General features: G+C 59.8%; 13 protein-coding genes and 1 pseudogene. 5 read left to right on the plus strand and 9 right to left on the minus strand.

The window, feature by feature from the left end:
* A pseudogene (locus tag P3T40_RS20920) lies at positions 1-533 on the minus strand (ISL3 family transposase); the annotation flags it as partial.
* Here P3T40_RS20920 and P3T40_RS20925 point away from each other — a divergent pair.
* Positions 532-963, plus strand: coding sequence for a hypothetical protein (locus P3T40_RS20925; protein ID WP_429269640.1), 432 nt, complete (start codon positions 532-534; stop codon positions 961-963). The pseudogene P3T40_RS20920 and the gene P3T40_RS20925 overlap by 2 nt on opposite strands.
* Before the next feature lie 14 nt (positions 964-977).
* Here P3T40_RS20925 and P3T40_RS20930 read toward each other — a convergent pair whose 3' ends face one another.
* The 8 genes from P3T40_RS20930 to P3T40_RS20965 all read right to left on the minus strand — a co-directional run bounded on the left by P3T40_RS20930 (position 978) and on the right by P3T40_RS20965 (position 8,295).
* A complete protein-coding gene (locus P3T40_RS20930; RefSeq protein ID WP_429269641.1) occupies positions 978-1,223 on the minus strand; it encodes a DUF485 domain-containing protein in 246 nt (81 codons plus the stop codon).
* A 135-nt stretch (positions 1,224-1,358) separates the two neighbouring features.
* A complete protein-coding gene (locus P3T40_RS20935) occupies positions 1,359-2,579 on the minus strand; it encodes an FAD binding domain-containing protein (RefSeq protein ID WP_429269642.1) in 1,221 nt (406 codons plus the stop codon).
* A gap of 5 nt (positions 2,580-2,584) precedes the next feature.
* Positions 2,585-3,070, minus strand: coding sequence for a VOC family protein (locus P3T40_RS20940; RefSeq protein WP_429269643.1), 486 nt, complete (start codon positions 3,068-3,070; stop codon positions 2,585-2,587).
* A 219-nt stretch (positions 3,071-3,289) separates the two neighbouring features.
* Positions 3,290-4,213 (minus strand): LysR family transcriptional regulator, encoded by a 924-nt coding sequence (locus tag P3T40_RS20945; RefSeq protein WP_429269644.1) that lies wholly within the window; start codon positions 4,211-4,213, stop codon positions 3,290-3,292.
* Between the two features lie 161 nt (positions 4,214-4,374).
* Positions 4,375-5,046 (minus strand): TetR/AcrR family transcriptional regulator, encoded by a 672-nt coding sequence (locus P3T40_RS20950; protein WP_429269815.1) that lies wholly within the window; start codon positions 5,044-5,046, stop codon positions 4,375-4,377.
* A gap of 200 nt (positions 5,047-5,246) precedes the next feature.
* Positions 5,247-6,461: an MFS transporter gene (locus P3T40_RS20955; RefSeq protein WP_429269645.1), complete on the minus strand. Its 1,215-nt coding sequence runs from the start codon at positions 6,459-6,461 to the stop codon at positions 5,247-5,249.
* 41 nt (positions 6,462-6,502) lie between these two features.
* Complete coding sequence (locus P3T40_RS20960; protein WP_429269646.1) at positions 6,503-7,645, minus strand: FAD binding domain-containing protein; 1,143 nt, start codon at positions 7,643-7,645, stop codon at positions 6,503-6,505.
* Complete coding sequence (locus P3T40_RS20965) at positions 7,642-8,295, minus strand: DsbA family oxidoreductase (RefSeq protein WP_429269647.1); 654 nt, start codon at positions 8,293-8,295, stop codon at positions 7,642-7,644. Before P3T40_RS20965 ends, P3T40_RS20960 begins: the two co-directional genes overlap by 4 nt.
* 398 nt (positions 8,296-8,693) lie before the next feature.
* Between P3T40_RS20965 and P3T40_RS20970 the strand changes: the two genes are divergently transcribed.
* The 4 genes from P3T40_RS20970 to P3T40_RS20985 all read left to right on the plus strand — a co-directional run bounded on the left by P3T40_RS20970 (position 8,694) and on the right by P3T40_RS20985 (position 11,933).
* Positions 8,694-9,647 carry a helix-turn-helix domain-containing protein gene (locus P3T40_RS20970; protein WP_429269648.1) on the plus strand — a complete coding sequence of 318 codons (954 nt, stop codon included), beginning with the start codon at positions 8,694-8,696 and terminating at the stop codon, positions 9,645-9,647.
* Between the two features lie 61 nt (positions 9,648-9,708).
* Positions 9,709-10,653, plus strand: a complete 945-nt coding sequence (locus P3T40_RS20975; RefSeq protein ID WP_429269649.1) for a helix-turn-helix domain-containing protein — start codon at positions 9,709-9,711, stop codon at positions 10,651-10,653.
* 165 nt (positions 10,654-10,818) lie between these two features.
* Complete coding sequence (locus P3T40_RS20980; RefSeq protein ID WP_429269650.1) at positions 10,819-11,190, plus strand: response regulator; 372 nt, start codon at positions 10,819-10,821, stop codon at positions 11,188-11,190.
* 68 nt (positions 11,191-11,258) lie between these two features.
* On the plus strand, positions 11,259-11,933 hold the full coding sequence (locus P3T40_RS20985) for a response regulator transcription factor (protein WP_429269816.1): 675 nt from the start codon (positions 11,259-11,261) through the stop codon (positions 11,931-11,933).
* Positions 11,934-11,984: the final 51 nt, after the last annotated feature.

The following is an 11,984-nucleotide window of genomic DNA, read 5'->3' on the forward strand; positions in this document are numbered from 1 at the left end:
GCCTCGATCTGGTAGACCAGGGTGAGGTACTGGTGTCCACGACCATACTGGATTTCATCAACGCCCAACGCGCGGATCGTGCCGAGTTCGCGGTGGCTCAGCCCCCAGTCGACGACCCATTCCACTGCATTGAAGACCTTCTCCCAACTGGTTCGGAAGCTGAGCGCCGTTTCTTTCCAGGATAGCTTACGTGCCCATTGCGCCAGGAAGATCATGTAAGCGCGGGTGAGCGTGTGCTTGCCGTTGGCCCACGGCAGAGCTTCGACCTTCACGCCACAGGCACGACAATCGACGCGCCGCATGGTATAGAGCAGAAACACGGCAAAGCCCCAGACGGGGATAAACTCGAAGCGGCGCTGCGTGAGCGAGTCGTAACCCCGCGCAGGCTGGTGACAGCATGAGCAAATCGGCTTCGAACCCTTGCGCGGCCGAACGTCGATCTCGATGCATTGGGTTGCCTCGCACAGCCGTGCACCCTCATAGACAAAGCCGGGAAAATGATGACAGGCGTTAAGCAGACGGGTCAGCAACATGGTTAGAAAGCTCAGAAGCGGCAAGGACGAAGCCGCCATTGTCGCCGAACAGCAAGCGCTCGCGCAGTACGTCCCAGATCTGCATAACTGGCCTGCGTCGTGGCGGGTCGACGACGAAGATATTTCGACTGGACAGGCAATCGTGGCAATACTCACGCCCTTCCTTGAACATCTGCTAACCTTGGGATACGCACACAAGACATTGCTTCGGCACCGCGATCACATCTGGATGCTCGGCGGCGAAATGATCCGACGCCGCCATGAAGATCCCGATCTCCTGAGCCTCCCCGTGGCAACCCTCCTGGACAAACTAATCGAGGAAGACGGCGGCCCCCTCATCTGGCCAGCTATCTCCGAGTCTGCACAAAACTCCTTTGATGCAACATGTCGCAAGCTCTATCAGTATCTGAATCGAGCTTCACTTGGCTAGCCGCGCACACTAATTCACCCACAGATTCCGCCGACGATCCGAACAATTGGACGACCGAGCAATGCGGGCCAAAACGCGAGCGTCAGGATGAAGGCAAAGTAGACGATCAGCATGACGAGGGTGAGCGTCCACGAGAAGGCCCGGCGGGCGCGCAAGAGCGCCTTGAAGCGTGGATCGTTCAGCAACGGATTGGCGGTGATTGCCGGATCGCTGCCTTCGCGCTGCGCGCTGGCCTGGTAGGTTGGGACGGTGTGTTCCATGTTGTCTCCTGTGGACCAGAGTTAGCGCTTTAGCACTTACTCCGATGCCATGCACTTGTTGCGGTGGCATCGCTCTTTTTTATTCTATTGAGCGAATAAACCGGCTCGAAGAGCCGGCCTGTTCAGTACACGAAATCAGAAGCGCTTGGACACCGCCGTCTCGCGCATCACGGCGTCGGGGGTGCGATAGCGCTCGGCCATGACACGTTCTGTGTCGTCCTTGAGTTGCGCCTGCATATACGCGCCGAGATGGCGGGCATGCTGGACGATCGCGGCGCCCACCTCCGTGCGTACGCGACTGTATTCGCCCAATGCCTCGCGCACATCGGCGGTTGCTCGCAAGGCGGCCACCAGCGCCATGGCATCGCTCGCCGCTTTGGTCACGCCCATGCCGCAGTGCGGACGAGCGACGAACGCTGCGTCGCCAAGCAGAGCAACCCTGCCAAAAGCCATTTGCGGCACTTCCAGATCGAAGATGGGCTGGAAAAGCGGTTCCGTCGCACGGGTCACAACCTCGGCGAATTGCGGTGCAAGCAGCGTAACCGCGGCTTCCTCCATATCGGCGAGAACGTCGGGCCGGATCAACTTGGGGGGAATGCCGCCGATCCAGCGCTTACCGGTCTCATCGGTCAGCAGGTTGGGGAGATCGACATCCTCGCTGGTGGCCCGGTACCAGACGAAGTTGTAGCGACGTTCGCCAGGAACGGTGCTGTTGCCGCGGCCTGCCACCGGATAGCCGAGAATCTGTTCACGCGGGGGCAGGCAAAACGCGAACTTTTCGAATAGAGCGTCGCGAGTTTGCTGCGTCAAGGCCATCTCCTCCACGAGTCCGCGCCATGCCACGTAACCCGCGTATTCGAGCTTGACGTCAGGGAGGAACTGCTCGCGGATGGCGGATTTGAATCCATCGGCAGCAATGACGATGTCGGCCTGATGGACGCTGCCGTCACTGAGCGTCACCGTTGCGTGCTCAGGACCGTCCGCGACGGACGCGACGCTGCCGCCGGAGCGGTAATGAAGGTCGGGCAGGGCGGATCGCAGGACGTGATACATCTTGCCCCACGCGGTCAGCGTTTGCGGCAGTGCCCGCTCAGACAGCACGGCGCCGCCTTGATCGAACGTCACGCGCGATTGCACCTTGACGCCGATGGAGTTGTCAATCTGCACGCCTGCCGCAGTTAGGGCTTCGAACAGTTCCGGATGGGTGACGATTCCGGCTCCGCGGCCAGCGAGCTCTTCGGGAACCCGTTCGAATACGTCGACGGCCCAGCCATTGCGTACCAGCAGATTAGCTGCGAAAAGGCCGCCAAGGGAGCCGCCTACGATGATTGCTTTGGGTTTGGCAGAAACGTTCATGATGTTCACTTTCCTGGGTTCGCTGCTTCTTGAGCGGCCGCCGCGTGCGGGATCGTTAGATGAGCGACTTCAGCGGCAGGAAAGTTGAGCTCGATGGTGACGCCAGACGGATCTTCGATGAAGATCTGATGCAGGCCGAGGCTGGGAACGGTGCGGTCGCGCCAGGGGATGTTTTCCGCTTCCAGCGTTTTCCACATTTCCTCGACTCCAGTTGCAAGGAAGGCAATGTGGTCGACGGTCCCGGTGCCGCTCACTGGGAGCGTCTTGTCGCCCAGATATGCTGTCAGGCCCTCCGGATTGTTCGGGTCGACACCGATGATATGAACGGTGCCGAAGTCGGCTTCGTCTCCGCCTTTGTAGAGCCAGAGACCCGGGAAGTCGAAGGGCGGCCGGTATCCCCGTTTGAAACCCAGAATCCGCTCGTAGAAGCGGCAGGATTTTTCCAGATGGGCGGTACGTATCGAATAGTGGGCTAGCTTGGTGACTGGCATGATTGCCTCCTGCAATTTATCGAACGATCATTGATCGATTGATAAATTGTAGGCCAAGCTGTCTCTTGCACAAAGCGGCGCGGAGCAGGTGTTTTCCCTGGTGTCGTGGGGATGACGCGGGCACGATCCCGGGTTAAAAAAAAGGGAAGGACCGGGTCCGATTGACGCGTTCGAAGCCCGGCTTAGGCGTGAACTCCCCAGACTGAAGCGAAGCGGAGTTCAGCCCTTCGGAGTCTTGCCCTGCAAAACAGGATTCCTTGCATACAGCGCCTCCAGCCAGTCGATAAAGAGCTTGAGCTTTTTGGGCAGATGGCGGTTGGGCATGTATAGCACTGAGATTGGCCGTGGCTTCGCGTTGAATCGCTGCAATACCGTCTGAAGGGAGCCGTTGGCGAGGTAAGGTTCTACGAGGTACATCGACGTCTTCGCTAATCCCAGTCCGGCGAGGGCACAGACGACGTAAGCATCGGCGTCGTTCACCGACACCGATCCTCTCATCTGTATAAGCTTGGCCTCCCCATCCACCAGAAAGTCCCACATTCGCGTGCGACCTGTTTCGTTGGAGATATAGTTCACGCCCTCGTGCTGATCCAGGTCTGCGATCATGATGGGAATGCCATGCTGAGCGAGGTAGCCCGGAGAGGCGCACGTACATGTGGTCATGCTTCCGATACGCTTCGCAACCAGGCCGGAGTCCTCCAACGCTCCAACCCGCACCACGCAGTCCACGCCCTCGCCGACAACATCGACCTGGCGGTCGGTCAGCCCCAGTTCAACATGTATCTCGGGATACTGTGCGGCAAAATCGGGCAGTGCAGGAATGACGATGCGCTTGGCCATCGCTGTCGGAAGGTTGACCTTCAGGCGTCCCTTCGGCGCCACCTTGGCGCTTGACAGGGACGCTTCCATATCGTCGATTTCATTGAGTACAGCGACGCACCGCAGGTAATAGGCGTGCCCGTCTTCGGTCAGCGAGACCTTGCGGGTGGTTCGGTTCAATAGTTTGCACCCCAGATGATGCTCGAGCGTCTGCATCATCTTTGATACGGTGGGAGGCGGAAGGCCGGATGAATCCGAAGCTCGTGTGAAGCTGCCCGCTTCCACGATACGGACGAAGACTTTCATTGCCTGGAGCGTATCCATTTTCTGTCATCGTGCTAGTACAACTAAGCAACTTCGCCGGTTACAATCATTCTAGATCGTCGATTTTCTTTAGGCCGTTAATTTTCCTGAAGGCCTTGCGGGTCGCGACGAACGGAGGCCCCGTCGCCTACTGAAGCAGAGGGAAGGGTAGACCAGGGAGACTAGCGTTTGCGCTGCCCGTTGAGCGCGGCGCCAGGCGCCATCTTCTGCAAAACGGCCGGCGTGCCGTTCAAAAAGGCGTCGACCTGGCGTTCGACGTGTGCGTCGAGATCCTTGGGCACGGGAAGGCCGTACACCCACCGCCGCATGCCGATATAGAAAATGCTCGCGTGCAGGCTCCAGATCAGTTCCAGTTCCGCTTCCTGCGCAGCCCGTGTCTTCGGCGCGGGGATGTCATAGGCGGCCCGCAGCTCCCGCATCACCGGGCTGAACACGCGCTCGCGCAGCTTGTCGAGATAACGGGTGTTGATGCCTTGCCGCGTCAGCCCGGCAAAGATGAAGGTGCGAATCCATTCGCGCTGCAGGATGACCCGCGAATAAGCCTTATAGAGCGTACACAGGCGTTCCTGCAGCGGAATCGAACGGTCGGCGATCAGGCTCTCCCATTGCGGATCCCACCGGTAGATCTCGTTGTAGACACGGTCTATCAGCGCTTCCTTGCTTGGGAAATAACGGTAGAGCAGGGGCTGCGTCACACCGATCTGCTTGGCCAGTTCACGGGTACTGCCGGAAAAGCCGTGGGTAGCGAAATGCTCGATGGCTTTTTCCACGATCTGCTGTTCCCGGTCTTCCGGCAGCATGCGCCGGCCACTTGTTGCCGGCGGCGTCGCCATGCCTGCTGCCGGCTCGGGTAACACTCCGGCGGCATCTTCCGCTCGCACTTCGGGGTGTGTGGTTGAGCGCTTTGGCCTCGGCATCGTCGTCCTCTTTCCCTTATCGGATGATCACTAATAAGGGAAATATAGCATGTTCGACGCTGCGATCCCGACGCGCCACGCGACCCGGCAGGACGTGTGTGGGCGTCCTGTACCACTCAATCCATTGCTGCCGCCACCGATCGTCCGAAGGCCAGATAGTGAATCAACGCGATCAGCGGGAACACGCTGGCGACTGTCGCGGTCAGCGTCCATCCGCCGTGGTCATACAGCGTGCTTGCGAGAGCCGAGCCGATCGCGCCGCCGACGAAAATGCTGGTCATATACAGCGCATTCAGACGGTTGCGGCTCGCCGCATGCAGCGCGTAAATCTCGCGCTGGCCGAGCACCATGTTCATTTGCACCGCAAAGTCCAGCACGATAGCGGTAACGACAAGGCCCCCCACGCCCCAGGCCGGATGAATCAGGGCGGGCGTAAACGCGAGCGCTCCGACCACCAGCGCAATCAGCGTCGCGCGCACCGAGTGGCCGGCATCGGCGAGTCGTCCCGCCACCGGCGCGGAGGTCGCGCCCACCGCGCCGACGAGCGCGAACAGGGCGATGGCGTTCTGCGACAAGCCGTAGTGACGTATCAGTTCGATCGGCACGGCGGTCCAGAAGAGACTGAAGGTGGCGAACATCAGCCCTTGGTATAGCGAGCGATGGCGCAGCACCGGCATGGTCACGACCAGATGCTCGAGCGAACGGATCAACTGGAAGTAGGTGGCCTGATGCGAGGGTTGGCGGCGCGGGATCGTCAGCGCGAGCACGGTCGTGACGATGGCCATCAGCACCGCTGCCGAACCGAACACCGCGCGCCAGCCAAAATGCCCGGCCACCACGCTTGAAATCGGCCGCGACAGCAGGATGCCGAGCAAGAGGCCGCTCATGATGTTGCCGACCACACGGCCACGCGATTCATCTGGCGCGAGATGCGCGGCGAGCGGAATCAGGATCTGCACGGCAACCGAGCTGAAGCCCACCAGCAACGAAACGGCCAGAAACGCGCTCGGCTGGCGCGTCACCGCGGCCAGCGCGAGACTGACGATCGAGACCAGCGCCGTGGTGATCATCAGCTTGCGGTTTTCCAGCAGGTCGCCGAGCGGGACCAGAAAGAACAGTCCGAAGGCGTAGCCGATCTGTGTCAGCGAGACGATCAGACTGGCCGTGCCGCCCGTCATGTGGATGTCCGGCGCGATCAGTTCGGTGATCGGCTGCGCGTAGTAGAGGTTGGCGACGATCGCGCCGCAGCAGAAAGCAAACATCGCGATCAGGCCGCGGGTTAGTTTGACTGTGCCGCCCTGTTCGGCAGCAGCAGATGCATGGGATGTCATGGTGGGTCCTTCGAGATGACAAGTGGCCATCAGGTTCAGAGTTAAAGGTTCATCAGGCGGTCGCCGAGCGCCACGCCGAGGTCAGTCATGCGGTTACCGAGTTGAAGCTGCACACGTTGCCACCGCGCGAGCGCCGCATCGAGGTGCGCGCCGTCGTGCTGCGTCGACGTGAGCGTGCTGGCGAGCGCCAATGCGTTCGCGGCGGCCTTGGCCGTGCTGCCGGCCGTGTGAGGCCTCGGGACAAACGCTGCATCGCCGAGCAGGATCACCTTGCCGAACACCATCTGTGGCACGCGTAGATCCTGAATGGCTTGCACAAACGGTTCTTGCGTCGACGCGACCAGCGACTGGAATGCCGGCGCCAGCAGTTCGCCCGAAGCGGCGCGCAATGCGGCGATGTCGGCGTCTTTCAGCGCGCCCGGTGGCAGCGAGAAGGTACGCTGCGTGCCGTCCCGATCAACCAGCAACTGCGCGAGTTCGTCGGCGCTCTGTCTGCGGTACCAGACCCAGTTCCAGCGGCGCTCGCCCACGGCGGTCGAACCGTCTTCGCCTGGGACCAGATAGGCGAGGGCGGAATGTCCCGAGTCCTGCTGAAACGTGAAGCGGTCACGCAAAATATCGGCGGCGCCTGGCGGCAAGGCGTTTTCGGGCACGAGTCCGCGCCAGGCGACATAGCCCGCGTAGCTGGGCGCAACCTCCGGCAATACGACCCGCCGGACACTCGAGCGCGCCCCGTCAGCGCCGATCAGGAGATGGGCACGCTCGACGCGCCCACTCGAGAATCGCGCCACGATCTGCTCACCCTCGACTTCAAAACCGGTAAACATCTCGCCCGCGTGGAGCGACTCGGCCGGCAGGGCCTGCTTCATCGTGGTGTACAGCAGATTCCAGGAAGTCTGTGTCTGCGGCATGTAGAACTGCTCAATCAGGTTGTCGTCACGATCCAGATAGATCCGGTCTCCCGAATCCACGCCGAGCCGTTCAGGCAAGCCGATGCGGGCGAACCGGAAGGCGGCGAGTACATCCGGCTGCAGCACAATGCCGCCACCGCGACTGTCCAAGTCGCTTGGCGACAGTTCGAATACGTCGACATCCCAGCCTGCCTGACGCAATGTCGTAGCCGTGAACAGTCCGCTTAGCGATCCGCCGACGATCACGGCACGCGGTTTGACTGACGTGGTCATGCCGCGCTCCTTTCGAGCGCTGCGCGCAACGCGGCGGTGAATACCGCCGGAGGTTGTGCACCGCTGATGGCTTCACCCGCGATGAACACGGTCGGCACGGAACGGATGCCTTGCCGTTCAGCGAGCCGCTCGGCTTCTTCGACCTTGGCGACGCCGCGACCTTGGGTCAGGTATTCCTGCGCAGCAGTAGCGTCGAAACCGTTTGCCGCGGCGATCGCGACCAGTGTCTCCAGCCGGCCAATATCGCGTCCTTCCGAAAAGTACGCAGTGAATATGGCCTGGTAGAGCGCCGCGGTCTTTTGCGCGTCACCGCTGCTCATGGCGAATTGCATGAGTTGATGGGCGAGGCGCGTGTTCGGGGTGCGCGTGACCTTGTCGTAGTTGAACGGGGCACCTGCGGCGACGCCGGCGGCTGCGACCTGCGCGTCCATGCCTTGCGAGCGCACCCAACTGCCGAACTTGGCCGTCCGGTATTCGCGCCGGTCCATGCCGTCGGCGGGCATCGTGGGGTTCAATTCGAACGGTACATACTGGATCGAAACGGGCACCGGGAGATTGGCTTCACGAATACCGGAAGCAAGTTTCAGATGACCGATCCAGCACCACGGGCAGATAAAGTCGTAATTGACGGAGATTTCGATGGCTTGCACGGCAGACTCCTTTACGCAGAATGCACACAGGATATCGTTTGCGATCTGTTAGAAGAATGGGCCCATGCAGCAACCTGGCATTGCGTGCTGCGCAACGGCAGCTGTGACTTCCGCCGCGCCTTGCCGCCCTGTTTGCCACGTTGGTCTATACCGGCAGCGGAATAAAGTTAACCTTTCTGAATCTGTCTGACCCAAGGTTTCGTTACTTTCAATTGTCCGAACCGGATGATGTCCGGCACTTTCTGTTCCGCTTTAGTCAAGTCCTCATGTCACTCGGTACAAGTCCGGCGAGTTCGGCGTTGGTAGTATCTAATGCGTCCCCGGCATGTTGAACGCCCGTATTGACGGAGCATGACTGGTCGTCTTTCTTACTACGTTAGCTGTACGGAGGGTGACCCATGCGCTCGGAATTCGACCTCAATGTGCTTCCTGCCCGGGAGCGTTACGACTTCTGGCGTGACGTATCGCAGTCGCTGCATGTGCCGGTGGGGGTCAGCTGCGAGCGACCGGAGTCATTCAGCGCGCGTTATGACGGCCGTCATCTGGGGCGCTTTGCGGTAGGGAGTGCATTCATTAGCGTCGAGCACAGAGTGTCACGTACGCCGCAGCATATAAGACGGTCCTCGGACGATATGGTCGGCGTCTGGCTGCCACTGACGGGCGGCATTCTGATGCACCAGGACGGGCGCGACGCGCATATTCGGCCCGGCCAATTGGGCGTTGTCGATCCCGCGCGACCTTACGAAGAGCTGACGTTCGACGACTTCAATTTCCTGTGGATTCAGCTGCCGCGCGAAGACGTCGAAGCGAAAATCGGTTCGACGAAAGCGATTACGAGCGTCGCGTTCACCCCGGAAGAACCGCGCACGCGCCTCGCCATCGAGTATCTGAACAGTCTTTCGCGCGTTTGGGACACCATTGCGGGCACGAGTGCCGAGCAGGCCGCCGGGTATGCCTGTACATTGCTGGCACTCGCTTTCGATCGACAAAAGTCCGCATCGCGAAGCGCGGATGCCGCCGATCCCGAGCTACAGATGCTGCGTATCAAGTCTTTCCTGAACAAGCATCTGGCGGATAGCGATCTGTCGAGTGAAATGGCCGGTTGCGCCTTGGGTATCACGGCGCACGAAGTCGAGCGCATCGCGCGCCTGCACAACATGGAATTCGCACAGTACGTGCTAAAGACCCGGCTGATGCGCTGCGCGCAAATGCTGGCCGATCCGCGTTTCGGGGCGTACAGTACAGCGGATATCGCAAGTATGAACGGCGTGCCGCACGCCGAACGTTTTCACAAGGCGTTTGCCGAAACCTACGCTATGTCGCCCGATGATTATCGGGCTGCGAGACAGTGAAGATCACCATAACGGTCATCTTTCCAGGGTGTAAGCGCGAGGGGGTGGGATGGGCTCAAGCATGAATCTGGATGAAATCCCTGTTGAGAAGCGCTTCAGGTACTGGCGCGATCTGGCGGAGGATCTCTATGTTCCAGTGGGTCTCGAATGCGATGCACCGGAGACGTTCCGGTTCTGGTGGAATGGCCGCCACCTCGGCGACACATGGGCGGGCGAATCGTTGACGACGCCTTTGTACGTCAATCGTACGCGCCAGCATATTGTTCGCTCGGAGAATGATGCGCTCAAGCTCGTGGTGCCATTGTCCGGCGAGATATGGGTTAGTCAGGACAAGAAAGAGACGCGGGTGCGCGCCGGTCAATTCTATCTGCTCGATCCCGCCAGACCGTATCAGGAAACCATCACGGAAGACCTGACGTTTATCTGGATGCATATACCGCGCGCGTCGGTTACGTCCAGGATCGGGCGCATCGAAGCGGTGACGGCGATGGCCTTCGGGAACGAGACGCCCTACGCCAGATTGACGACGGAATACATCCTTAGTCTGTCAAAGGTCTGGGACGATATTACGGGGGTGGCAGCCGAACACGCCAATTCCGCTGCGATCGATCTGTGCACGATGGCAATATGGGAGCGGACGAATCAGGTGCGCACGCACAGCACTGAGCATCGCACCGCACAATTCCAGCGCGCAAAGACGTTTATCGACCACGGTCTCGCAGACCAGGCGCTGACCCTTGACGCCGTCGCGGCGGCCCTTGGCGTCTCCACTCGATATGTACGGGCTCTCCTGTCCGAAGGAGGGCTGACTTATCGTCAATATGTGCTTGAACAGCGGCTCGCCCGTTGCGCGCATGATCTTGCTGACCCACGCATGGCGAACAGGACCGTGACCGACATCGCGTATGCATGGGCATTTTTCGACGGCGCACATTTCAGCCGCGCCTTCAAGGCAGCTTATGGCGTGTCGCCGCGGGAATATCGAGCGGCAAAGCAAAAGCTTTAATCGACATCCAGGATTTCCGGCAGCGAGACCGAATGCGGCGTTAGCCAGACGCTCATACATTTGTATGATTTTCTTCTGGCGACTTGCATCGTACTCTTGATGATCTGAATGCGCATGCCATAAACGTGTGTATCTCCGGATCATTTCCGACTGCCGAGGTCTTGCGTGCAAGCCACACAGATTGTTTCCATCGTCGAGGACGACGAAGAGGTCCGGTTGGCTATCGCTAGCCTCGTTCGCTCGTTGCGGTTGCAGACAAATCTGTTTTCGTCAGCGGAGGAATTCCTGCAGTCCGCACGGCTTCGTGATACTTCGTTTCTGATCTCGGATGTCCGGATGCCGGGCATGTCGGGTACTGAAATGCACGATCAACTTCTGAAACTCGGGTATGCGCCGCCAACCGTTTTTATCACCGCGTTTCCGACGGTCGCCTTGCAGACAAAATTGCAAACGAAGGGCGTCCTGGCTATTCTGCCGAAGCCCATTGATGCGACCGCGATCTCACATTGGCTGAAGCTGGCGCCGGGGACACCTTAGCGTGTGGCGACTCGATGATTCACCCTGAACGGACTATACTTTCTCTCATGGAAAAGGGGAGGAGGGTGATGCTCTCGGGCTCGGATTCGAATTCCGCTCCGCACGACAGCGAGAGCGAAATCCCGGTCGTCTATGTGATTGACGATGACGAAGAGATTCGGCTTGCGCTGAGTGCGTTGCTCCGTTCAACAGGGCTGCGTGTTGAAACCTTTGGTTCGTCGAAAGATTTTCTCGCGTTCCCGAAATACGATGCACCCAGTTGCCTGATTCTCGATGTCAGGCTAAGGGGCGAGAGCGGCCTGACGTTTCAGGAGGAACTGGCGAGGACCGATCTGCGCATTCCAATCGTGTTCATCACAGGGCACGGCGACACCGAAATGTCGGCCAAGGCAATGAAGGCAGGTGCGCTCGACTTCTTTGCAAAGCCCTTTCGCGATCAGGACATTCTCGACGCCGTCGAAAACGCCTTGAGCCGGGACAGCCAGCGTCGCGCGGCTGAAGAATCGATCGCCACACTGCGCAGTTCCTACGGGTCATTGACTCACCGTGAGCGCGAGGTGATGGGCTTTGTCGTGGCTGGCTTGATGAACAAGCAGATCGCTTCAGCGATGCGCGTTAGCGAAATTACGGTGAAGATTCATCGTGGACAAATGATGAAAAGGCTGGCCTGCCGCTCCGTGGCGGATCTGGTTCGAATGGCAGAAGCACTCGGCGTCGGCTCCGAGCATTTGAATATCTCCTGACCCGTCTCACCGGTTCACACTTTGACGGCCCGCAGTGCACGTACCTCCCGA

The sequence above is a fragment of the Paraburkholderia sp. EB58 genome (assembly GCF_050436665.1).
GTDB lineage: Bacteria > Pseudomonadota > Gammaproteobacteria > Burkholderiales > Burkholderiaceae > Paraburkholderia.